This is a genomic window from Microcoleus sp. w2-18bC1 (genome assembly GCF_036700365.1).
Taxonomy (GTDB): domain Bacteria; phylum Cyanobacteriota; class Cyanobacteriia; order Cyanobacteriales; family Microcoleaceae; genus Microcoleus.
The window spans coordinates 169,283-193,867 of the sequence record NZ_JAUBOS010000004.1; the positions used below are offsets into that span (position 1 = coordinate 169,283).

A 24,585-nucleotide genomic window follows, 5' to 3' on the forward strand; every position below is an offset into this window, starting at 1 on the left:
CAGTCAAATTTCATGAAAGATTCAACGGCTTTGAAAAAAGGCAAAAACATATTAATTATAGTCGCGGTTAATTTGGTGATCGCCTTTATTTGTCTGGAAGCTTTATCGCTAGCTTTTTATTTTATCAACCAAAAGCAGTTTTTTTATACCCGAACTAAAGCCAAAGAAAAAGTAGTAGAAGATATTGAAAGGATCGGCATTAGACTTGATGAATCTATCGTAGAAAGACTGCACCCACTTTTTGGCTATGTACTCAAACAAGGTGCTTTTACTAATGAAAAATTAAAGTTAAAAGTCAACAAACACGGCTTTTTTTCACTCTACGAATATCCGTTTATTAAAACCAATAAAAATCAAGTTATTATCGGAGTTTTTGGCGGTTCAGTTGCGAATAATTTTGCAGTTGATGAATACGTAACTCGCAGATTGTCTAACAAATTGAAGACTTATCCAGAATTTGCAAACAAGGAAATTATTGTTTTAAATTTTGGGAATGGCGGCTACAAACAGCCCCAACAATTATTAGTTTTAAATTACTTTCTGGCTTTGGGTCAAGAATTAGATTTAGTCATAAATATTGATGGTTTTAACGAAGTAGCCCTGTCAAATTTAAACAACAAAGCCCAAGTAGAAATAGGAATGCCCAGCGTTCAGCACATACAGCCTCTGACTGGTTTAGCAAACAATAACTTGTCACCGGAAGCGATGAGCTCGATCGTGAAAATTAACGAAAACAAAAAACAATTGAAAGCAGGTATTGACAAATTGCAAACTTGTCAACTTGCTTTGTGTCACGCTGTCACCTCGCTACAGGTGAAACAATTAGTCAACAATTACCAGCAAGCAGTTGTCAAGTACGATCAACAAGTCAAACAATCCAACCCAGACACGGCAAATAGCGGTATAGTATATATTCCCAAAGCTGACTTTGTTTTGCAGGATGCCGCTGCTTTTGACAAAATGGCATCGATGTGGTACCAATCGTCGATCGGGATGAATCAAATTTTATCAAGTAGAAAGATTAAGTATTTTCACTTTATCCAGCCCAACCAGTATTATCCCACTAAGAGAGCGTTTACCGCCAAGGAAAACGAAATCGCGATCGACCAGAAGAGTCCTTACATTGAAGGTGTGAAAAAAGGTTATCCAGTATTGTTGTCCAAAGTCGATGATTTGCAAAAAGCTGGGGTTAATGTGTTTAGCGCAGTGAATATTTTAGACAATACAAAAGAAACGGTTTACAAAGATGCCTGCTGCCACTATAATTCAGTCGGAGACGAAGTATTGGCAAACTATGTTTCTAGTTCTATTATTAAAGTAGTAAGAGAGTCGAAATAGAGGTTTATGAAAGATTTTAAATTTATCAAAAAAGGGCAAGGATTTCTAAAAATTGCTTTAATTAACTTAGCGTTTTTACTGTTTTTCCTGGAACTTGGCTCTTTGGCATGGTATTTTGTCAAGCACAAGCAATTTTTCTATACTAGGGAAAATACGCAAGATAAGTCGGCTTTAGGAATTAATTTAGAAGGAGTGCGGCTGAATCAGTCTATTGTTGAAAGGTTTCATCCTTTTTTGGGATTTATTCAACAACCAGGCCCCGATTTTCGCCCTGGTTTTAAGGTTAACAACTACGGATTTATCTCTCCTTACGATTACCCTTTGAAAAAAACTAAGAAAAATCAATTTATTATCGGAGTTTTTGGCGGTTCTGTGGCTTCTAATTATGGAGTATTTGAAGTTCAAAACAAAATTTTACCTCAATACATAAAGCAGCTTCCGGGTTTGAAAGATAAAGAATTTATAATTTTGTCTTTTGCTACCGGAGGGTATAAACAACCGCAGCAATTATTAATTTTAAATTATTTTTTGGCTTTAGGACAAGAACTGGATATGGTCGTCAATATAGATGGTTTTAATGAAGTAGCACTTTCTAATTTAAACAATAAAAATCAAATCGATTTGGCGATGCCAAGCATTCAGCATATTTTGCCGCTGACTAGCTTGGCCAATAATAGCCTTTCTACCAAAGCAATGAAAGCAACTATCAGAATCCAAGAAAATAAAGCTAGGATTAATCAGGGCTTGGAACGTTTGCAAAACTGCTCTTTAGCTGCGTGCGATGCTTTGACTTCGGTTTACGTTCAAAATCTAGTTAATAACTATAAAACCGATGTCATTAAGTTTGAAAAAGAACGGACTCAACAAAAAAAAGATGACAGTGGTAGTGTTATTTACATCAATACTAATAAGTCTGTTTTACAAGATTCATTAGCTTTTGAACAAATGGCACAGAATTGGGTGAAAAGTTCAATTTTTATGCACAAAGTTCTGTCTGCTAGTAACGTGCCTTATTTTCATGTTCTTCAGCCTAATCAATATTATCAGACGAAAAGGGTGTTTGGTGAAGCCGAAAAGCAGATTGCTTTTAACAAGGATACTCCTTATGCTAAATCTGTACAAATTGGATATCCGGCTCTTTTCAATAAGTTTCCGAATTTGAAAAAAAATAATATCACTCTAGTGAATGCTGTTAATGTTTTTGACAACACTAAAGAAGCTGTTTATGTAGATAGCTGCTGCCACTACAATCAAGCTGGAGAGGTGGTTTTTAGCAATTATGTGGGCCGTTCTATTCTGGAATCTTTGCGGAAAGATGAGGGTAGAAGCAAAAAAAAGTAGGTCTGAAATATCCGCTGAATGGTGGATATAGGGTGCGCCTAGCGCACCTTACCGCTGAGTTTAAATTTTAGGTTTTTGGTTGGGTTTTAGGTCGATCGCCCGTTGAGTCGATCGGCATTACCAAGATTTTATCAACTCGATTCCCGTCCATATCGACTACTTCCACGCGCAAACCGTTCCACTCAAAATGCTCTGCTGCTGTGGGAATTTTGCCCAAATTTGTAATCACAAAACCGCCCATTGTGTGGTAACTTCCTTTGTGTTCTGCTGACTCTTCGATTCCAAATAGCTCAAAAAAATCTTCGACTGCTAGCATTCCGTCTAACAGCCAAGAACCGTCTTCGCGCTGCACGGTTTGAGGTTCGTCAGCATCTTCAATCGAGGGAAAGTCGCCAACGAGTTCCACTAAAATGTCGTTGACTGTAACCAATCCTTGAATGACACCGTATTCGTCTACTACCAAGGCAATTTGATTGCTAGATTGTTTGAAAAGTTCTAATACTTTTAAACCTCGCGTGCTTTCCGGTACAAATAACGGTCGTCGTAAAGAAGCGCTTAAATCTAGCGGTTGACCAGTTAAAGTCCGAGACAGCATATCAGTAACGTGTACTAAACCGACAACGTTGTCGAGTCCTCCCTGACACACGGGAAACCGAGAATGACCACTGCCGAGCATTTTTTGGCGGTTTTCTTCTACTGAGTCGTCGAGGTCGAGCCAGGTAAGATCGGGACGCGGAGTCATTAAGGCGCTGACTCGCCGATCGCCCAAACGAAACACTCTTTCCACCATATCTTGTTCGGCTTCTTCAAAGGTTCCGGCTTCTGTTCCTTGCTCGATCAAAACTTTAATTTCTTCCTCTGTAACTTGCGGTTCTGTAGAAGGCACAATTCCCATGATCCGCATCACTAAGTCAGTGGAATAGCTTAACAGAAAAACCGCAGGAGCGCCAATTTTTGAGAGCATTCGCATGGGAATTGCTACGCTTGAGGCGATGGGTTCCGGGTTGTTGAGCGCTAGCCGCTTCGGCACAAGTTCGCCAATAATTAAGGTCAGATAAGTGATGGTTAAAACTGCTACTACTGAGGCGATCGTCTGAGAATAGGGCGCTAGGGCAGGAATCAGCCGCAACAAAGGCTCTACCCTTTTAGCAATTGTCGTTTCTCCGAAAGCGCCCGACAGAATGGCCAGCATCGTAATCCCGATTTGAACTGTCGGCAAGAACTGATTGGGGGCATTAGCCAGATCCAAAGCTACGCGGGCATTGATCGAACCTTGGTTGGCCATCTGTTGCAGTCTCACCTTCCGTACAGAGATGATGGCCATCTCTGACATCACAAATAAGCCATTGAGGAAAACCAGCAGGAGAACAATCAGAATATCGGTACTTGGGGACATTTCTAAAATTTTCGGTAGTAACGGCAAAGCGCTGTGCCCGGTTAGTCGATTTTAGATTTTAGATTTTAGATTGACGACGCCGCCAGTATCTGGGGGATTTCCCTAAAGTCTAAAATTCTTCGATCTTCACAACTTGAGTCGGGGGCTTGTATCCGTCTTTGGGTGCAGTCACAGGAGAGGTCTGGAAGCTGCGAATCTCGATCGCAAAATCGAAATTTTTTCTAAACCTGGCCCTATATTAACGGAACTGGCTTGATCGCGATCGCAGGATCGACATATTAAAGCAGAAATCTATCTCTAGTTAAGTTCCCATGCGTCAACATCAGAGCGGCACTATCATGGATGTTTGTCGTACAATCTCCTTAACAGGCAAAGGGAAAGAGCCTTCGCCGATCAGGGATTAAAATTAAAAGCGCATGACTTTCTCTTCAATAATTCGTACCCTGGGGCGATCGCCCCTAGCAACAGAACTCCTCAACAAGCTCAAGCGCCATCGCTACGTGCAACTGTCCGGCATCGCCCGTTTGCCTAAAGCTTTGGTAGCTTCTGCCCTCGCACAGCAAGAGGGGCGAAACTTATTGGCAGTAACAGCAACTCTGGAAGAAGCCGGCCGCTGGGTTGCCTCTTTAGAGGCGATGGGCTGGCAAACCGTACATTTTTACCCGACTTCGGAGGCTTCACCCTACGAGCTATCTTACTCTGACGAGAACGAAATGACTTGGGGACAAATGCAGGTGCTGGCGGATTTGGTCGAGAAACGAGAAACAAACGCTAATTCTAAGCCGATCGCGATTGTAGCTACCGAAAGAGCTCTCCAGTCTCACTTGCCGCCACCTGCTGCTTTTGAACCCTACTGTCTGACGCTGAAGCGAGGTGCGGTTCAAGACTCGAAGATACTTGACCGACAACTGGTGTCGATGGGGTACGATCGGGTGACTCTGGTGGAAATGGAGGGGCAGTGGAGTCGCCGGGGCGATATTGTCGATGTCTTTCCGGTAGCGGCGGAGTTGCCAGTGCGGCTGGAGTGGTTTGGGGATGATTTGGAGCAAATTCGGGAGTTCGATCCATCTTCGCAGCGATCGCTCGATAAGGTCGATCGATTAGTTTTAACTCCCACTAATTTTAACACAATTATTAAAGCAGTTTTATCTGAAAAAAATATTGACGAAATTAACCAACTAGGCTCTGTAGATCCAGAAAATGAAGCCGAAAAATTTGTCCGCAGACTGTTGGGTTTAGCGTTCGAGCAACCTGCATCTTTGTTGGATTATTTGACAGAAAATACTTTAGTTGTTATTGACGAACCGCAAGGGTGCGAAGGTCACAGCGACCGCTGGTATGAGAATGCACAGGAACAGTGGAATAATTGCAATCGGGAATCGGCAGTTGCTGGTGAGGCTACAGAAAAATTGCCAATTGCTAATTTGAAAGTTCCAAAAATTCACCGCACGTTTGCTGAATCTATGGCAGATGTCGCAGCTTTCGAGCGGCTAGAACTTTCTGAATTAGCCGAAGATTCTACGGCTAAAAAACTTCAAAGCTCTGCCGAGGGCGACCAGCTACCGTCTGCGATTAATTTGGCTTCTCGGCCTGTGCCGGTGATGCCTCACCAATTTGCGAAGCTGTCTCAAATGCTCAGGGAAGAGCGCGATCGGGGTTTTACCATTTTTCTGGTTTCTGCTCAACCGAGTCGATCGGTTTCTCTGCTGTCGGAACACGACTGTCCGGCTCAGTTTGTGGTGAATCCGCGCGATTACTTGGCGATCGACAAGTTGCAATTGCAGCACGTTCCGGTTGCTTTGAAGTACAGCGGGCTGGCAGAATTGGAAGGTTTTATTCTGCCGACTTTTCGGATTGTTTTAATTACCGATCGGGAATTTTACGGTCAGCATTCTCTCGCTACTTTTAGCTACGTCCGCAAGCGCCGTCGTGCTGCTTCTAAGCAAGTAGACCCGAATAAATTAAGCCCTGGTGATTATGTGGTGCACCGCCAGCACGGAGTGGGTAAATTTCTCAAGTTAGAACGCTTGACGATCGATCGCGAAACTCGCGAATATTTGGTGCTGCAATACGCTGACGGTACTCTGAGAGTGGCGGCCGATCAATTGGGCGCTTTGTCGAGGTTTCGGACTGTAGGCGATAAAGTACCGGATCTCAACAAGCTGACAGGCCAAACTTGGGAAAAAACTAAAACAAAGGTTCGCAAAGCTGTTAAAAAATTGGCAGTGGATTTGCTGAATCTTTATGCTAAAAGAGCTAAACAAACAGGTTACGCTTTTCCTCCTGATATGCCTTGGCAACAAGAGTTGGAGGATTCTTTTCCTTACCAGCCAACCCCGGATCAGTTGAAGGCAACTCAGGATGTGAAACGCGACATGGAGGGCGATCGACCTATGGATCGCTTGGTCTGCGGCGATGTCGGTTTTGGCAAGACAGAAGTTGCTCTGAGAGCAATTTTTAAAGCCGTTACGGCGGGCAAACAGGTGGCTTTGCTCGCGCCGACGACGATTTTAACCCAACAGCACTATCACACTCTCTCGGAGCGTTTTTCCCCTTATCCGATCGAAGTTGGTTTGCTCAATCGCTTTCGGACTGAAACCGAGCGCCGGGAGATTCACAAGCGTTTGGCGACTGGGGAATTAGATGTGATTGTGGGTACTCAAGCTGTTTTGAGCAAAGCGATTAAATTTCGGGATTTGGGCTTGTTGGTGGTGGATGAAGAACAGCGGTTTGGAGTTAAGCAAAAGGAAGCAATTAAATCTCTCAAAACAGAGGTAGATGTTCTGACTTTGACAGCAACGCCGATTCCCCGGACTTTGTATATGTCCCTGTCGGGGATTCGCGAGATGAGTTTAATTGCGACTCCGCCTCCTTCCAGGCGCCCGATTCAGACGCATTTGGCTCCCTATAACGCAGAAACGGTCCGATCGGCAATTCGTCAAGAATTGGACAGAGGCGGCCAGGTTTTTTACGTGGTACCGCGGATTGAGGGGATTGATGAGTTGGCCACTCAGTTGCAGGAGATGGTTCCGTCTGCCAGAATTGCGATCGCCCACGGTCAAATGGAGGCCTCGGAACTAGAATCAATCATGCTGACTTTCAGTGCGGCAGATTTCGATATTTTGGTGTGTACGACGATTATTGAGTCGGGTTTGGATATTCCGCGAGTCAATACCATTTTAATTGAAGACGCGCAGAAGTTTGGTTTGGGTCAGCTTTACCAGTTGCGGGGACGGGTGGGACGCGCGGGGATTCAAGCTCATGCTTGGCTGTTTTATCCCAAGCAGAACCAACTTTCTGATGCGGCAAGGCAGCGGCTGCGGGCAATTCAAGAGTTTGCCCAGTTGGGTTCAGGCTATCAGTTGGCTGTCCGAGATATGGAAATTCGCGGTTCGGGTGATGTTTTGGGTACTGAACAATCTGGTCAAATGGAGGCGATCGGTTTTGATTTGTATGCTGAAATGTTAGAGGAGGCTATTCGGGAAATTAAGGGTCAGGAAATTCCGAAAGTGGAGGACGCGCAAATCGACCTCACTTTGACGGCGTTTATTCCTGCCGATTACATCGCAGATTTGGATCAAAAGATGAGCGCTTACCGGTCTGTGGCTTCTGCTAATACCCCTGAAGAATTACAGCAGATTCAGGCTGATTGGTGCGATCGCTATGGGCCAATTCCTCTGCCAGCCCAGCAACTTATCCGTGTGGTCGAACTCAAACAAATTGCTAAAAAAATCGGTTTTTCTCGTATCAAACCGGAGAATAAGCAGAACATAGTTTTGGAAACTGCGATGGAAGAGCCTGCTTGGAATTTGCTCAAGGCTAATTTGCCGGAACATTTGCGCTCTCGTTTTGTCTACAGCAAGGGGAAGGTTACTATTCGAGGTATGGCGGTTTTAACGGCTCAAAAGCAATTGGATAATTTGATTGATTGGTTGGGTAAAATGCAGGGGGCTTTGCCGGAAGCAAATGTTGGATTTTAATATATAATCCCCAAATCTAGCACACCGCGGAAACCACAGAATAATACCGAGGAAACTGGAAAAAATATTACTGCTGTTTTCATGATTGTTTTAGCGACAGAAAGGATTAAAATCGTGAAAAGGTTAGTGAGTATTTTTTTGGCGATCGCCCTACTGCAAGGAGTGCCTATGGCGGTTCAATCTCAAGAAATAATTGACCCGATCGACCGGGTTGTGAGTGCAGGGTTGATGAATAAAGATGCCAGTGGCAATTTTAATGCTGAGGGTCTTGTCAGTCGTGCTGATTTGGCGGTGATTTTAGTAAAAACTTTTGGTTTGGAACGGCGGAAAACCGCTCAGAAACCGGATAAAGAATTGCCGGACGTACCGAAGAGTTACTGGGCTTACAGTGCGATTCAAACAGTTTTGAAAACGGGAACAATGAGTGGATATCGCGACCGAATGTTTTTCCCTAATCAAAGGGTGACTCGCGCGGAAGCTTTAGCTATTTTTGCTCAAGCTTACGGGGTTTTTCAGTTTCCTGATGCCAGCATTTCCGAAATTTTAGCTAAGTATCCCGATGCAGGTGAAATTCCTAATTGGGCTAGAAAGTCTATAGCTACTGCACTTTATGAAGGGTTTGTTAATGTTGATATCCCAACTAATAAGATTAATCCTTTGAAGCCGATGACTCGCTGGGATATCGCTTACGCTTTGAGTAAGTATTTGGAGCGGCAAGTAAGGCCAACTTCTTTGCCTGTCCCGGACGAGCAGCCTCCTAATCGCGGCGTGGGAAGGTAAATATAGTAAGTTTCCTTTGCATGAGAATGGGTAATTGGTAATTGGGCATTGGGCATGGGGCATTGGGCATTATTCCTTCTTCCTTCTTCCTTCTTCCTTCTTCTATAAAAAGTCGATCGCCCGCAATTCAAACACTATGCAAAATCCCGGAGCTTTGGTGACTGTAAAAGCAGCCATCAAACCCCCAGGATTTAAAGTTTTCCTCTTAAACGAGGCTTAAATTATTGCCAATGGGTGTTGGCTCAATCAGCAGTAGCCAATTCGGTACTGGCACCGCCACGCTTCCGAGTCAGGGTATTAAAAAGCATCTGACCGACTGCTTTAATCAAATTGCCTTCTAACTCCATGAACATCTTCATGTTCATGCCAAAAGCTGCATTAGCTTCGTCAACAATTCGTTCTGCTGTTGCTTCGTCAATCGGCAGTTCATTCATTGCCTGACGGTAGTTAGCCTTGAATTCTTTTTCATCAGGAATATCCTGGAATTCATAGAAAGCAGTGCCTTCTCCCTCGGAAAGATTCATCCCGCGCTGGGCAATTCCCTTCAGGATTTGTCCGCCGGATAAATCGCCCAAGTAGCGAGTGTAAGAGTGAGCTACTAACAGTTCCGGTGCGGTCGCCGAAATCTCGCGAATTCGCTCCACATAAGCTTTAGCTGCGGCTGAGGGGGCTACTTGTTCGCGCCAATTCGCACCGTAGTAGTAAAATAAATCTTGCTCTAAGCTGTGTTTGCGATTCAACTCAGAAAAGTAAATTTTTGAAACAACCGGATGCTGCTTTTGGCGTTCCATTTCCTCTTCCATTGCCGAGTAGACAAAGTAGAGGTTTCCTACTAACTTCCGATAAGAAGTTTTTTCTACAACGCCTTTTAAAAAACACTTGACAAAACCGACGTTTTCTGCCATTGTGTGGGACTTTTTCGTTCCCTCACGCAATTTGGTCGCTAAATTGATGCTCATGCTATACTGTCCAACCTTCTATTTTTGTGGTAGCTGATGGATGCGCCAAAAATCTAAAATTTACCTAAGCATTTACCTTAGATCGATTTGATGAGAGATTGTATTAATTTTTATAACAAAACTTGGCAGTTGGCAGTAGTCAGTAGTCAGTTGGCAGTTGGCAGTAGTCAGTAGTCAGTTGGCAGTTGGCAGTAGTCATCAGCCACTAACTAATGACTAATGACTAATGACTCATCCTCGCCAGCAAACAACTGTCAACTGTCAACTGTCAACTAATTTAGATGTCCAAGTCGAGGAGGTTAAGTTTGGGGCCGTAGGTTTCGATGAATTCGCGACGAGGGGCGACACGATCGCCCATTAAGATCGTAAAGATGCGATCGGCCTCAGCAGCGTCTTCAATCTCCACTCGTTTCAGCGTCCGAGTTTCTGGGTTCATCGTTGTATCCCACAACTGTGTCGGCATCATTTCACCCAAACCTTTGAACCGCTGAATGGTGTAGTTAGCATTCGCCGGAAATTCATTGCGGATGAGATTGTTCATTTCGCGATCGCTGTAACAGTAGTAATGATTGCGTCCCCGTTCCACTTTATAGAGAGGAGGACAAGCAATATAGATGTAACCTTGGTCTACAAGTGCGCGCTGATAGCGGTAGAAGAAAGTCAGCAATAGCGTGCGGATGTGAGCACCATCTACGTCAGCGTCAGTCATAATTACGATGTGGTGATACCGCAATTGACCCGGATCGAATTCTTCACCTTTGATGCCCAAACCCAAGGCTGTAATTAACGATTGAATTTCGTTATTTTTGTAGATTTTGGCGTCGTCGGTTTTCTCAATGTTGAGAATTTTACCGCGCAAAGGCAGAATTGCTTGGAATTGGCGATCGCGCCCTTGTTTTGCCGATCCGCCTGCAGAATCCCCTTCCACCAGGTAGATCTCAGACAGGGCCGGGTCTCTGGAACTACAATCCGCTAGTTTACCGGGCAAAGGAGACGATTCTAAGACGGATTTTCGGCGCACTAAATCGCGGGCACGGCGGGCTGCTTCAGCAGCCTTAAATGCCTGAATAGCTTTTTCCAAAATAGCGTCAGCTACTTGGGGGCGAAACTCCAAATATTCTGTTAATACTTCGCCTACTAAGGAATCGACAATTCCCCGAACTTCTGTATTTCCTAGCTTAGTTTTAGTTTGGCCTTCAAATTCCGGGTCTGGGACTTTGACCGAAATGACTGCTGTCAAACCTTCGCGAACGTTTTCGCCCGCGAGGTTGGGCTCGTTTTCTTTGATTTTGTTGCGCTTGCGGGCGATCGAATTCATCGTCCGCGTTAAAACAGCCTTCAAACCTTCTAAGTGCGTGCCTCCGTCGATCGTCCGAATGTTGTTAGCAAAACCGAGAACGTTGTCACTAAAAGCATCGACGCACCACTGCAAAGCCACTTCTATCTGCACATTGTTGCGTTCTCCTTGCACGTAGATCACTTCTTCGTGCAGAGGCTGCTTTTCGCGGTTCATGTAGGCGATATATTCCTTGATTCCGCCTTCATAACAGTATGTTTCGATGCGAGGTTCGCTACTTTTAAGCAGTTCCAAACGGTGGTCGCTGAATGTAATTCTCACGCCCGCATTCAAGTAACCCAATTCTCGCAAGCGTCCGGCGAGTATAGTGTAATCAAATTCAATGCCAGTGCTAAATATTTGAGTATCTGGCAAGAAAGAAACTGAAGTGCCGGTGCGAGTGCCTTTGTTGGGCTTGGCAGTAAGTTCAGTAACTGGATTGCCTCTTTCGTAGCGCTGTAAATGTTCTTTTTGGTCGCGCCAAACTGTCACTTCTACCCACTCGGACAGCGCGTTAACAACAGAAATACCTACACCGTGCAATCCTCCAGAAACCTTGTAGCCACCACCGCCAAATTTACCGCCGGCGTGGAGTACAGTCATTACTGTTTCTATTCCCGATTTGCCAGTCTTGGCAACGATGCCGGTCGGAATACCCCGGCCGTCGTCTGTCACGGTAACGGAACCGTCGGCGTTGATGTCAATCTCGATGTGAGTGCAGTGGCCAGCCAGCGCCTCATCTATGGAATTGTCCACAACCTCGTAAACTAGATGGTGGAGTCCTCGCGGCCCGGTGGTACCGATGTACATCCCCGGCCGTTTACGGACTGCTTCGAGACCTTCGAGAACTTGAATCTGGTCGGCGCTGTAGCTGCTGGTCATACAAAAATAGCTCCAATAATGAGGCCTAAAGCCCCGAAAGCTTCTAAAATGGGAAAACTCCTAAAATTATAGCACAAAACCGTTAAAGGCGATGCTAGGGCTTTCTGAAGGGAAATTTATCGGGGGGACGGAGGGGAATAGTTTTGATATTGCTTCGCGACTCCCCAGGCGTAGCGCGGTGAATCAGTGTAGGAGAGAGGGGAAAGCATTGATAGGAGAGGATTTGAGAGTTTTTATAGGGAAACGTGCGACAGCTTATGCCTAAATTAATTACGATTTGCGGGGCGACGGCGACGGGGAAGTCGGGAGTGGCTTTGGCTTTGGCGGGGCGACTGCAATCCTCGATTCTGAGTGCGGACTCCCGTCAAGTGTACCGCGAATTTGACATCGGAACCGCAAAACCGACGGCGCTCGATCGCACTTGTGTACCGCATCACTTAATTGACATCTGCGATCCGACAGAAACTCTGACACTAGCAGATTACCAGCAACAAGCTCAAAATTTAATTGCTGCTGTCGATTTTCCGCTGTCTCCTCCTCTGTTGTTGGTTGGAGGGACGGGCTTATATATTAAATCGATTGTCAAGGGTTTAAAAATTCCGAGGGTAGCACCGATGCCCGAATTGCGATCGCAACTTGCAGAACTCGGACAATCTCAATGTTACGCCATGTTGCAGCAGGTCGATCGCTCTGCCGCTGAGAAAATTCACCTCAATGACCCAGTAAGAACTTTAAGAGCACTGGAAGTATTTTATGCGACCGGTCGCCCTATTTCCGAACAGCAGGGCGAAAATCCACCTAATTATCCTATTTTACAAATTGGGTTGGATTGCGCGATTGATGTTTTGGTCGATCGTATCCAACAGCGCACCGAACAAATGCTAGAACGCGGTTGGATCGCTGAAGTAGAATATTTGTGTAAAAAATACGGCTGCGACTTGCCACTGTTGAACACGCTGGGCTATCAGGAAATGAAACAATATTTGGCTGGCGACATTAAGCTTGAAGAAGCCAAAGAATTAACAATTTTGCACACGCGGCAATTTGCGAAGAGACAACGGACTTGGTTTCGGGCCTATCCTGAAATTGAATGGTTTGATGTTAGCACGCCAGATTTGCTAGAAAGAGTTTGGCAGAGAGTTGAAGAGTTTGAGGGACGCAGATCAAGACTGATGTAATTTCAATTTTTCGTTTTCAGGCAGAGCCTGGGAATGCCTGAATCCGAGGCTCTGCCTCGCGGGAATTGAGAGGCAGAGCCTCCGGATATGCGTTCCTAGGCAGAGCCTAGAAACCAGGGAAAATCCATCAATTAACTGTACAAACCCGCCACATATTCGCCGTAACCGTTATAGGGCAAAGTTGGGCGAGTTTCCCACGACCAACTGTTACCGGGGCCGACTATGCGTTCGCTGGCCTGCGACCATCTGGGGTGCGGTTTGTCGGGTTCCACATTTGCTTCAAAAGCGTACTCGTTGGGGCCGATTGTATTCCAAAAAGTGGCGGGCTGTTGTTCGACAAATTCAATTTTGACGATCGACTTTGCGCCCTTAAAACCGTATTTCCAAGGAATCACTTGCCGCAGCGGCGCACCATTTTGTTTTGGTAGCCTTCGGCCATATAAGCCTGTGGCAAAAAATGCTAAATCGTTGGCCATTTCTTCAATTCGCAGACCTTCGGTATAAGGCCAAGGATAAAATTGCGACATCAAACCTGGGCCGGGAGTAATTTTGGGGTCGTAAAATGAGGTAAAGCGAACGAATTTAGCTTTCGATTGCGGTTCGACATCAGCCATTAGTAATTTCATGGGAAATCCGACCCAAGGAACTACCATCGCCCAGGCTTCTACACAGCGAAATCGATAAACTCGTTCTTCGATAGGAAATTTTTTGTAGAGGTCGTCAATATCATAAGTGCGGGGATTTTTTACTAAACCGTTTACTTCTACTTTCCAGTTTTCTGTTGGCAAAGCTTGAGCGGCTTGCCATATAGATTTTGTGCCGCCGTATTCGTAAAAATTGTTGTATTTTGTAGCTAAGGCTTCGTCGGTAATCGCTCGATCGACTTTCGCAAAGTCGGGATTCCGGCTCAATCCCGAATATGCTTGGGTTGAGCTTTGATCCAGAGCGGTTTTTGAGCTAGGATTGCTTTGGCAGCCGGCCAGCGGCAGCAGCGAAGCTGTCACGCCGGCGCCAATTAAATTTGTCATGAAGCGGCGGCGGTTGAGAAAGGCTGTTTCTGGAGTAATTTGGGGTTCGAGAATTTCCCAAGGTTTGGGAACGCGAATTAATGGCATAAGTAATAGTTAAAAGTTAGTAGCTAGTTGGGCGAAAATTGCCTAAGTTTTAATCTGTTAGTCGATTGGAGATTTGTAGTTTTAGATTAACTCCATAGGACAAAGAATCGCGGATATTTGGCAAGGCCTCGCGATTGCTTTGCAGCGATAGCAATGCAAGTATTCGCAATGACAGTATAGCTTAATTCGGTAACAACTGAGATATTGCACTATTCTCAATAACAGGCTTTCCCACCTGTTCCACAAAGAATGATTTTCTTGTGGGGGGGGCAGGAGATCCCGCCCGTACGATCGACCTATTAAACCTTGCTCGCAGGAAACTCAGCAATAATTAACGTGCGATCGACCGAAGCAATTGTGGCGAAAATCTGGGAAACAATTATGATCAAGCAAAGATTCCAATTATTTAATTTGTCCACAGGAAGCGGCACGCACCGCCCCGCTTTCCTCCCCCACCAGCAATAATGTCGGACGGGGGTCTCCAGCGGAAAGACAAATGAGCTACTGCACCAATCCCAATTGCCAGAATCCCCAAAATCTCGATCGCGCGACAGTATGCAAAAGTTGCGAGTCGAACTTGCTGCTAAAAGGCCGCTACCGAGTCTTTCACACCCTCGGTCAAAGTCTCACTTGCCGCACCTTCTTAGCAGTCGATGAAGACCAACCTTCGCAACCCCGCTGCGTCATTCAACAGTTATGCGCGCCGGCTGCAGGTTGCACACAAGAAAACTGGGCATTTCGCCGCTCGGCCTCAGTTATCGACAAATTGGGCCAACATCCCCAAATACCGAAACTGCTGGCATCTTTTGAACTCGAAGGCTGCCAGTATTTAGTGCAAGAATACATCGAAGGCCGTAATTTAGCCGATCGGCTTTCAGAAAAAGGTGTTGTTAAAGAAATTCAAATTTGGTATCTGCTGAGCGAATTGTTGCCAGTCCTGCAATTTGTTCATGAAAATCAACTGATTCACGGAGATATCAAACCGTCGAATATTATTCACCGCAAAAATCCCCAAGCATCCCCAGCTTTGGCAGGGAAAGAGGATCTACATCCCCTGTCCCAAGAACGTTCCTCTGGGCTAGTTTTAGTCGATTTCGGCGCGGCAATTCGGGCTAATAGTGGCCCGATCAAAACAGAAACGGTGACAGGTTCTGCAGAATACGCGGCCCCAGAACAAATTAAAGGCCAAGCGATTCAGAGCAGCGACATCTACAGTTTGGGCGTCACTTGCATTCACTTGTTAACGGGAATATCGCCCTTTGATTTGTTTGACATCAAATCCGAAAGTTGGGCCTGGAGACATTATTTGAAAGTACCAGTTTCGGCGCGACTCGGCCGCATTCTGGATAAAATGGTGCAGCGAGAACCATCAAAACGCTATCGATCGACCGAGGCAATTCTCACAGACATGAATTACGGCCCGGCATCGGCACAAGTGATTCTCAGCAAACCCAAGTGGAGTTTAGCCATGTGGGGAGCAAGTACGGTTGCCCTGCTGTCCGTAGTGCTGGGTGTTCGCTTGCCATCTCCTGCACCGCAGGCTTTCACTTCTTCTGAGCCTGTTTCTAGCATTCCCGAAATTCGGTTCAATCCGCCCCCGATGCAGAATTTCAGGGGTGAGGCATCGCCGTCCCGGCCCGCAGTGCGGACTCTGGCGGATCAAGACAAAAACCCGGTTTGGGCGGTAGCAGTTGCTCCCCAGGGCCGCGTGATAGTCAGCGGGAACAACGACGGCACAATTCACCTGCTGCACAAGCGTCACGGCAAGCTGCTGAAGGTTTTAGCAGGACATTTGGGGCCGGTGTGGTCGGTGGCTGTTAGTCCCGACGGCAGGACGATCGCCAGCGGTGGCGTTGACGGTACGATTAAATTGTGGAATTTCTATTCGGGCAAGTTAATTCGGACTTTGGACGGACACACCGACGGCGTGTTCTCGGTGGTTTTCAGTCCCGATAGCCAGACCGTCGCCAGTGTCGGTAAGGACAAAACTTTGAAGTTGTGGCAAGTCGAAGGCGGGGCCGAGTTGGAAACTCTCAAGCGGGTTTTTGACGAGGTGCAGTCGGTGGCTTTCAGCCCCGATCGAGAAACTTTGGCGATCGGCAGCAGCGACGGTAAGATCAACCTGTGGAACTGGCAGACTGGGGAATTGAAAGAAACTCTTTGGGGTCATTCCGAAGCGGTTTGGTCTTTGGCCATCAGCCCAGACGGTAAAACTCTCGCCAGCGGCAGTTGGGACAAGACGGTGAAGCTGTGGGATATCAGCGCAAATAATCACTCCGGGCAGCCCAACGGTTTTTTGCTACGGACTTTGATCGGCCATTCCGACAAGGTTAAGTCCTTGGCTTTCAGTCCCGACGGAGACAAGCTGGCCAGCGCCGATTTGAGCGGGACTATCAAGCTGTGGCGCATGAGTTCCGGCGAAATCGCGGGCACGCTGAAGGGTCATTCTACCTGGGTGGATTTGGCTTTTAATCCTCAAGACAAAACTCTGATCAGTGGCAGTTTTGACGACACGATTAAGGTGTGGCGACTGTCTCCTTAATTTTTTCGATCGCCCGTTCGATCCAGTTTTGAACAGCTAGGGCGATCGAACATTGAGTTAATTTATCTATCAACACTTCGCACCTTTTCAAAGCTGACGCATGGGTGTTAGCAACCCGGTTCCTAAGCTGTTGGTAATCAAAAACTGTCCGAACTGTTGCAGGACTTACGCACAGCCTCAATCTATAGTGTTTTGTAGGGGCAAACCCCCCGTGGTTGCCCCCATACCTGGAATGATTGCGTAAGTCCTATGTTGCTACACAAACAAATTTAAAATATCAAATAGTCACTATATCCCTAGAAATCCCGGTTGCTAACTAACACATGTGGTAAAGTAGTTTCGGCTGTTAAACTAAAATATATGACCGCAAATTCCGAGTTAGCCTCACAGCATTTGTCAGCGGGCGATAGCCTTCAGAAATCAGGAAAACTTGAGGATGCGATCGCTCAATATCAAAAATCACTAGCCATTCAACCGGATAGTCCGATCGCACTCAACAAGATAGCAGAAATTTATTATACGCAACAGAAATATGTAGAGGCGATCGCCTCCTGTTACCAAGCACTTCGCCAGCAACCTAATTTCGCCGCCGCCTACAAAACTCTAGGCAATATCTTGCAAGCCCAAGGCAAAATAGACGCGGCGATTCGCGCCTACTCGAAGGCGACCGAATTTGATCCTAATTTTGTCGAAGCCTATGTTAATTTGGGCAGTATGTTTTACAAACAAGGCCAGCTAGATGAGGCCATAAGTTACTACCAAAAATCTATCGTTCTTCAACCAGATTTAGCAGTCGCTTATTGGAATTTAGGCAAAAGTTTGGAAGAGCAAGGTCGAATCAATGAAGGTTTATTTTATCAAAAAAAAGCTCTAAATTTACAGCCGGAGTTAGAAGCGAGAAGCAATTTAGTAAAAAGTAACACTTACTGAAGAGGAATGTTATAGTCAGAATAATTCAATCATTAACAATGCAAGCTGGATCAACATGGAAATTAGCCAGAATCCGCTCGAATTCCTAACGGCTAAAGTACAAAAAACTGTTGCCGATACCCAAAACTTAGCCAACGAAATCGCTGCTAAAGTTGAGGAAAATGCAACTGTATTAACGGCGTGGGTACAATCAGCGCCAAGTTCAATGGTTAGTGCCGGGGCGATCGCCACTCAAGAAGCTTTTAAAATAGCACACAACATCCGTTTTGAGAACCTGCCCAGAAATCTGCAATCCAAATTTGCTAGGGCTGGGGTACGTGACGGCATCCGAGATGTTCAAGAAGCAGCAAAAGTATTTGAATCCATACCCGCCCAAATTCGTGCCCAAGGCCCAGAAGCAATTCGCAACTTCTGTCAAGATAAAGATTGGAGTCACATCCAAGCGCACGTCAATGGAGGCGGAAGCGAAGCTGCTAACGGGATTTTTGAACATTTTTGGGTGAATCGTGCTCGCGGTGGTGTAGATATGACTGCTGCAGAATTAGCAGTCGCTAAGCAAGTTTTAGCGGATGCAGCGTTTAAAGCAGCAGTTGCCGAAATCGTTGGGGCTGCAATGAAAGGGGCGATCGCCGCCGCAGTAATTGAGTTAGTATTTTCGATATTAGAAAACTCGCTACTGTGCGTGGAAGGCAAAATTACGCAGTCAGAGTTAGTCGAACAAGTCGCCACTGCCACCGCCAAAGCTGGCATTGCTGGGGGTGTTGTTACTGGCATTCTGTTAACGCTGTGCATGATATTTCCCCCCATTGCCGCGCTTTTAGGTGCCGCAGCGATGCCCTTGGCGGTTGCAGGTATTGGTGTTATGGGAATTCGCGCCTGGGAAATCTTTTGTCACGGCGATCGACTATTTGGTATTACTGAACAAACACAAAAATTTCTGGGAATGACTGAACAGTTGACAGTTGACAGTTGACTGTTGACTGTTATGATACCCGAATCAAACCGTTTATGAAGCGCGGATTTAAGACTTTATTCATGATAGTTATTTATGTCCGCGCTTTTGGGTGGCGGTTGCTTGTAGCAACATTTTCAAATGATTGGGAAACATAAAATAGTATGGATTCAGTAGCAAAAACTCAAGATCAGCAGCATCCGCAATACAAGCGCGATCGAGCCAGTGTCAATACTTTATTAGCAGGAGAAGCAACCGACTACAATTTATCGGAATTAGCAAGATTAATAATTCGCTACCGAGGCTTTCCCGGCGCTAGAGATATCCAATCAGACTTAAAAAAAGTCCTGCAAAAATGGAATCATACCGAAGCAACTCTTTATGAACAAACCCGCAAAATTCACGCTACAGGTGAGGTTTATAGAAAGCAAAAAAGCGATCAAGAAGATTGGGTTTAATCTCAAATATGCAACTTCCAGGAAGAGCCTGGAAGTTGCAGTCAACAGTCAACAGTTAACTATCTTCAAACCATCTCTGGCGAAACTTGCATTGCCGGCTGCGGCTGGAACTGGAACAGCGAATAAACCACATTGCGACGGATATCCGTCATCATGTCCAAAAATAGCTCGTAACCTTCAGTTTTGTACTCGATCAGCGGGTCTTTCTGCCCGTAACCACGCAGCCCTACAGACTCGCGTAAAGCATCCATTTGTTGCAAGTGTTCCCGCCACAAAGTATCAATTTGCTGCAAAATAAAGAACCGTTCCGCATCTCGCATCAATTCAGCTCGGATTGCATTAACTTCCGCTTCTTTAATGTCGTAAGCATTGCGGACTTGTTCGTGCAGGAATGTTTTAATTTCCTCAACAGACAAATCTTCTAGCTGATCCGGTGTCATGTCAGCGAGCAGATAAACAAATTCCTTCACCTTGCTCACAAGTTTGTCGAGTTCCCATTCTTCCGAAGGTAAATCGGGATTGATGTATGCTCCCACGATGTCGTCCATCGTCTGTTCGGCATACTTAATTACCTGTTCTTTGGAGTCCAAACCTTCTAATACTCGGCGACGTTCCGCATAGATTGCTCGACGCTGATTGTTCATCACTTCATCGTATTCAAATACCTGCTTGCGGATGTCGTAATAGTAGGTTTCGACTTTTTTCTGAGCGCCTTCGAGGGAACGAGTCAGCATTCCAGATTCGATCGGCATATCTTCCTCAACACCGAAAGCCTTCATCAAACCGGCCACCCGTTCCCCGCCGAAAATCCTGAGCAAATTGTCTTCCAAACTCAAGAAAAACCGCGTTGAACCAGGGTCTCCTTGGCGTCCCGCCCGGCCGCGCAACTGATTGTCGATCCGGCGCGATTCGTGGCGTTCGGTACCGATGACGTGCAAGCCTCCCAACTGCACGACTTCATCGTGTTCGGTGCTGGTAAAAGCATCGTATTCGCGGCGAGTCAAATTGTAAGCTTCCCGCAACTTTTGAATTACGGGGTCTTTTGTCGGCGCTTTTTCCGAAGCTATAGCCACGATATCATCGGCTTGCAATTCCGAGAGCGATCGCTCGCCGTACTCTTTCACCGCCAATTCCACCGCCGCCTTAAGCAGTTGCTCGGCATCTTTCGATAGCTGCGTCGGGAAAATCTGCGCCGAAGCTTTCCAAGACTTTACCTTTTTGGCAGTTTGACCAAAACCTTGAGGTGCGGGGCGGCCGCCAATACCGGGCGCTTGCACCAGCGAAAACCCGTCCTCATCATCGGGCCGCACGATCCGGGGCATCAGATACTCGCGCAACTTCAGGCGGCCCATGTACTCAGAATTACCGCCCAAAATGATGTCTGTACCGCGCCCGGCCATGTTCGTGGCGATCGTCACAGCACCCTTGCGTCCGGCTTGAGCAATAATTTCCGATTCCCGCTCCACATTTTCCGGTTTAGCATTAAGCAAATTGTGAGGAATTTTCCGTTCCTGCAGCAGCCGCGACAGCAACTCCGACTTTTCCACGCTAGTAGTACCCACCAGCACCGGCCGACCGATATCGTGCATTTCTGCACAGTCCTGGGCGATCGCATTCCACTTGCCGGCCTCGGCCTTGTAAACCATATCCGAAAGGTCTGTGCGGCTCGTAATCCGGTTAGTGGGAATCAGCGTCACTTCCAGATTGTAAATCTTCTCAAACTCCGTCTCCTCAGTTTTCGCCGTCCCTGTCATCCCCGACAGCTTCGGATAAAGCAAAAAGAAATTCTGATAAGTAATCGTCGCCAGCGTCTGAGTTTCCGGCTGAATTTCCGCCCGTTCCTTCGCTTCGATCGCCTGGTGCAAACCGTCACTCCAGCGCCTTCCCGGCATCACCCGGCCCGTAAACTCATCCACAATCACCACTTCGCGATCGGGAGTCACGATGTAGTTAATATCCTTAATAAACAATTCCTTCGCCTTAATCGCATTAAAAATGTAATGCGCCCAAGGGTCAGCCGGGTCGTACAAATCCGTAACACCCAACAAATTCTCAGCTTCACCAAACCCTTCATCGGTCAACAGCACATTCCGAGCCTTTTCGTCAACTTCGTAATGTTCTTCATTTTCCTTTCTCAGAGCAGCAGCTACCTCAGCCGCCCGCATATACTTCTCACTGGGGCGTTCCACCTGGCCGGAAATAATTAAAGGCGTCCGTGCTTCATCAATCAGCACCGAGTCAACCTCGTCAATCACGCAGAAATTAAAAGGACGCTGCACTACATCTTCCATGACAGTAGCCATGTTGTCGCGCAAATAATCAAAGCCGACTTCGCTGTTAGTGGCGTAGGTAATATCGCAGTTATAATTTTTCTTTCGTTCCACCTGATCCATGCCTTGCTGAATCAGTCCCACTGTCAATCCCAGGAAACGGTGCACCTGCCCCATCCATTCCGCATCCCGCCTTGCGAGATAATCGTTGACGGTGATGATGTGTACGCCTTTACCGTTGAGGGCGTTGAGGTATGCCGGCAGCGTGGCCACCAGAGTTTTGCCCTCACCGGTTTTCATTTCCGCAATTTGGCCTTTGTGCAGGATGATGCCGCCGAGGAGTTGGACATCAAAGTGGCGCAGCCCCAAAACCCGCTGTCCCGCTTCCCGCACCACTGCAAAAGCTTCTGGCAAGATTTCGTCTAGGATCTCTTTTTCTTCGTTGAGAGATCTAGCTTTTGCCAGACGTTGTTGAAACTCGGCCGTTTTCCCTCTGAGGCCGTCGTCTGAGAGTGCGCGGAAGTCTTCTTCCAAAATATTGATATCAGCTACCCAAGGCTGAAATTTTCTCAGTTTGCGCGCGTTGGGATCGCCTAGCAGATTTTTAAACATGGCAGGAGAGGCAGATTTTTAATAATTTAGCTATTAGCTTTCAGGGTTACGGGCTGTAGTGTTAGCCACAACATATACCCTCCCCGATTGTAGCAACCATTGGCTCTCCTGGGCCGTCGCTGGGGGCGATCGGGCAAACCGGGTTTCTTGAGTCGGAGTGCGTAATTCCTGGATCAATTTCCCTGACTTGCCACCAAATCCCACAACACATCAATACCTGAACCGACATATGGTGTATCTTGAGGGCGATAGATCCATTGCACGACAGCAGGCAAAACCTCACTAGATTTCAAACTCAACTTGCCCAAGGCTTCTACTATCGACCAAGGCCTGCTATCCTCTTCATCTTCGAGACGTAACAGCAGGGCGCTGATGACTGCTTCTGAAGGATTTCCCAACTTACCCAAGGCTTCTGTTGTCTCACGGCGCACCCAGTCCTCCTCATCTTCGAGACTTCGCAGCAAGGCACTGATGACAGATTCTGAAGCATTTCCTAACTTGCCCAAGGCTTCTGCTGCCCAGCCACGCACATCCTCGTTCCCATCTTCGAGACGTAACAGCAAGGCGCTGATGACGGATTCTGAAGCATTTCCTAACTTGCCCAAGGCTTCTGCTGCCCAGCCACGAACCAAGGGAGTTTCGGGAGACTTTATAAATCAGCTCTTAACGAACGTCAACAGATATCGAAAAATGACCACTATTATCACCAGTAAGTGGATCGTTTATTCCTAAATATAATTCTCCTTCATTTATGACAGTTATCTCTTTGTCCGCACCTATTTCAAATAGTTCACCACTTGCAGATATTTTCCCAACTAGCACTCCTGCTGGTCTTCCACGAAAGAAACATTCTGCGTGAGGGCAAAGGGTGTTGGAATTACCTGCGGGAGTGGCTTCCCCATAAGATCCATGGTTTGGCCAAACAATGATTACACCTGATGCTCTTACTCTTAAAACTTGACCAGGTTTTACATATATACCTGTTGGATACAACCCAAAAAAATCTGCACGTAATGCTATATCTTTGTGTAATTGACTGGATAGAATATTTGTACCTAATGCGAAGTAGCTTATTGCTCCAGTCATAACAAACAAACCTAGAATAATCGCAGGTACATATGGCTGGAGTTGAAACTTGGGTTGCAATTTTGCTAAGGCTACCTGTGCATTAGGTAACCGCTTTTCCAGATGGGGTTCAGTCATCTGCTTTAACCATTTTGTGAAAGCAGGACTGATATTAGGAGTAGATATGAATTGAATTTGCAGGTTTTTTTGTGGTAGTTCTGTTGGGTGTTTACCAGTCACTAAATAAATTAGAGTTGCTCCTAAACCATAAAGATCAACCGCAGGAGTAATGCGTCCAGTAAATTGTTCGGGCGGCATATATCCATAGCTACCGACCAATGTCATGGTTCCTTTTTCTACAATAGTCTGTGTACCGACCGCTCCAAAATCTACCAAGTGGATTTGGTCTGCAATATCTCCAAAACCATCGGCTAACAAAATATTGCTTGGTTTAATGTCTCTATGGATTAAAGGGGGACGATGTCCATGGAGATATATCAATATTTCTAAGATTTTCTGGGCAATTTGCCGCAGTTCCGCTTCACTAAACCCATGTCCAGATTGTAAGTATTGCTCCAGGGATTTTCCTCTAATATATGTTTGAACCAATGCGATTCCTTTATTCTTTTGTGAGTTGATTTCTATATAGTCTAGATAACGAGGAATCGCTGGATGAGAAAGGGTTTTCAGTGTTTTTATTTCTCGCTTGAATAGTTTTATATCTGCCCAAGTAAGATTTTGACCAAACCAAAGAATTTTAACTAGAACTTGTTGTTCAGTTTGTTGGTCAATAGCCAGGAAAACTTCTCGGCCTGCTTTTTGACTGAGTCGTTCTTGAAGTTGATATCGATTTTTCAAAATCATAAAAATTAGGGATATATTCTAGTCAGATAGTCAATTCAATAATCTCCTAAACTTTGTCTAGAAAATGGGTGGGCTATTGATGTAAAGTTACCTTACTTAAATCAGGGCCAATCCTGTAAAAATCCCGTAATATACAAAGAGTTAGGAGAGTCGAAGTAAAAACTTAACGTTAAGTTAAATAAATGCGAGTTTCATAACTCGTCAACAACAGAAAATCTTTGATTTTCCCAAATTGCCCCTAACTGCACCCCAACATTATAGGGCAAAACATTTACACTAGAGCCTGTATCCAGTAAACCCATAACCTCAACAGAACGATTTTGATAAGTTAGTGTTAAAGGCAGATACGGAACATCAGCTAAAACACCAATTCCATCTCGTTTAGGTTGAAAAGGATATCGTCTACTATTAAACATTTTGAGTTTGTTTATGCTCTATTTATAGTAACTGCGTCAAGTGCTCTGCTGCACTATTATAAGTATGCACTGAATATATAATTTCAGCAGATTCGTGCGATTCGTTTAGCCTAAACGAGTAACAATACTCAGAGACGGCTAGTATGGCTCACAAAGCCATAACAACTAAAT

The 24,585-nt window shown here is 45.9% G+C and carries 17 protein-coding genes; 9 read left to right on the top strand and 8 right to left on the bottom strand.

The window, feature by feature from the left end:
- The first annotated feature begins 12 nt into the window (after positions 1 to 12).
- Both QT979_RS04835 and QT979_RS04840 read left to right on the top strand, forming a co-directional pair.
- Positions 13 to 1,338, top strand: coding sequence for a hypothetical protein (locus tag QT979_RS04835; RefSeq protein WP_333308417.1), 1,326 nt, complete (start codon positions 13 to 15; stop codon positions 1,336 to 1,338).
- A 6-nt stretch (positions 1,339 to 1,344) separates the two neighbouring features.
- Positions 1,345 to 2,679, top strand: coding sequence for a hypothetical protein (locus tag QT979_RS04840; protein ID WP_333231001.1), 1,335 nt, complete (start codon positions 1,345 to 1,347; stop codon positions 2,677 to 2,679).
- A gap of 67 nt (positions 2,680 to 2,746) precedes the next feature.
- Here the strand turns inward: QT979_RS04840 and QT979_RS04845 are convergent, their stop codons facing one another.
- Entirely contained in the window at positions 2,747 to 4,075 is a 1,329-nt protein-coding gene (locus QT979_RS04845; protein ID WP_333231000.1) for a hemolysin family protein, read from the bottom strand.
- 416 nt (positions 4,076 to 4,491) lie between these two features.
- Here QT979_RS04845 and mfd point away from each other — a divergent pair, with 416 nt between their 5' ends.
- Together mfd and QT979_RS04855 are read left to right on the top strand one after the other, a co-directional pair.
- On the top strand, positions 4,492 to 8,055 hold the full coding sequence (gene mfd / locus QT979_RS04850; RefSeq protein WP_333308419.1) for a transcription-repair coupling factor: 3,564 nt from the start codon (positions 4,492 to 4,494) through the stop codon (positions 8,053 to 8,055).
- Between the two features lie 126 nt (positions 8,056 to 8,181).
- Complete coding sequence (locus QT979_RS04855; RefSeq protein WP_333308421.1) at positions 8,182 to 8,835, top strand: S-layer homology domain-containing protein; 654 nt, start codon at positions 8,182 to 8,184, stop codon at positions 8,833 to 8,835.
- 242 nt (positions 8,836 to 9,077) lie between these two features.
- Here the strand turns inward: QT979_RS04855 and QT979_RS04860 are convergent, their stop codons facing one another.
- Both QT979_RS04860 and gyrB read right to left on the bottom strand, forming a co-directional pair.
- Positions 9,078 to 9,794: a heme oxygenase (biliverdin-producing) gene (locus QT979_RS04860; protein WP_333209133.1), complete on the bottom strand. Its 717-nt coding sequence runs from the start codon at positions 9,792 to 9,794 to the stop codon at positions 9,078 to 9,080.
- 277 nt (positions 9,795 to 10,071) lie between these two features.
- Positions 10,072 to 12,012 carry a DNA topoisomerase (ATP-hydrolyzing) subunit B gene (gene gyrB, locus QT979_RS04865; RefSeq protein WP_333059513.1) on the bottom strand — a complete coding sequence of 647 codons (1,941 nt, stop codon included), beginning with the start codon at positions 12,010 to 12,012 and terminating at the stop codon, positions 10,072 to 10,074.
- A 257-nt stretch (positions 12,013 to 12,269) separates the two neighbouring features.
- Here gyrB and miaA point away from each other — a divergent pair, with 257 nt between their 5' ends.
- Positions 12,270 to 13,190, top strand: coding sequence for a tRNA (adenosine(37)-N6)-dimethylallyltransferase MiaA (gene miaA / locus QT979_RS04870; RefSeq protein ID WP_333308424.1), 921 nt, complete (start codon positions 12,270 to 12,272; stop codon positions 13,188 to 13,190).
- 131 nt (positions 13,191 to 13,321) lie between these two features.
- Here miaA and msrP read toward each other — a convergent pair whose 3' ends face one another.
- Entirely contained in the window at positions 13,322 to 14,305 is a 984-nt protein-coding gene (msrP, locus tag QT979_RS04875; protein WP_333308426.1) for a protein-methionine-sulfoxide reductase catalytic subunit MsrP, read from the bottom strand.
- A gap of 496 nt (positions 14,306 to 14,801) precedes the next feature.
- Here msrP and QT979_RS04880 point away from each other — a divergent pair, with 496 nt between their 5' ends.
- The 4 genes from QT979_RS04880 to QT979_RS04895 all read left to right on the top strand — a co-directional run bounded on the left by QT979_RS04880 (position 14,802) and on the right by QT979_RS04895 (position 19,187).
- Positions 14,802 to 16,847: a serine/threonine-protein kinase gene (locus QT979_RS04880; protein ID WP_333308428.1), complete on the top strand. Its 2,046-nt coding sequence runs from the start codon at positions 14,802 to 14,804 to the stop codon at positions 16,845 to 16,847.
- A gap of 360 nt (positions 16,848 to 17,207) precedes the next feature.
- Positions 17,208 to 17,777, top strand: a complete 570-nt coding sequence (locus tag QT979_RS04885) for a tetratricopeptide repeat protein (RefSeq protein ID WP_333209141.1) — start codon at positions 17,208 to 17,210, stop codon at positions 17,775 to 17,777.
- A gap of 55 nt (positions 17,778 to 17,832) precedes the next feature.
- The gene (locus QT979_RS04890; RefSeq protein WP_333209143.1) at positions 17,833 to 18,750 is read left to right on the top strand and encodes a hypothetical protein; all 918 of its coding nucleotides are present in this window, start codon (positions 17,833 to 17,835) and stop codon (positions 18,748 to 18,750) included.
- A gap of 143 nt (positions 18,751 to 18,893) precedes the next feature.
- Entirely contained in the window at positions 18,894 to 19,187 is a 294-nt protein-coding gene (locus QT979_RS04895; RefSeq protein WP_333308430.1) for a DUF3288 family protein, read from the top strand.
- 65 nt (positions 19,188 to 19,252) lie between these two features.
- On the opposite strand, the gene secA is transcribed toward QT979_RS04895, so the two are convergent.
- The 4 genes from secA to QT979_RS04915 form a co-directional block, all read right to left on the bottom strand.
- Positions 19,253 to 22,069 carry a preprotein translocase subunit SecA gene (gene secA / locus QT979_RS04900; protein ID WP_333308432.1) on the bottom strand — a complete coding sequence of 939 codons (2,817 nt, stop codon included), beginning with the start codon at positions 22,067 to 22,069 and terminating at the stop codon, positions 19,253 to 19,255.
- Positions 22,070 to 22,242: 173 nt separating this feature from the next.
- Positions 22,243 to 22,722: a HEAT repeat domain-containing protein gene (locus QT979_RS04905; RefSeq protein ID WP_333308444.1), complete on the bottom strand. Its 480-nt coding sequence runs from the start codon at positions 22,720 to 22,722 to the stop codon at positions 22,243 to 22,245.
- A gap of 10 nt (positions 22,723 to 22,732) precedes the next feature.
- A complete protein-coding gene (locus QT979_RS04910; protein ID WP_333308434.1) occupies positions 22,733 to 23,998 on the bottom strand; it encodes a protein kinase domain-containing protein in 1,266 nt (421 codons plus the stop codon).
- A gap of 191 nt (positions 23,999 to 24,189) precedes the next feature.
- Positions 24,190 to 24,414 carry a hypothetical protein gene (locus QT979_RS04915; RefSeq protein ID WP_333308436.1) on the bottom strand — a complete coding sequence of 75 codons (225 nt, stop codon included), beginning with the start codon at positions 24,412 to 24,414 and terminating at the stop codon, positions 24,190 to 24,192.
- Between the last annotated feature and the right edge of the window lie 171 nt (positions 24,415 to 24,585).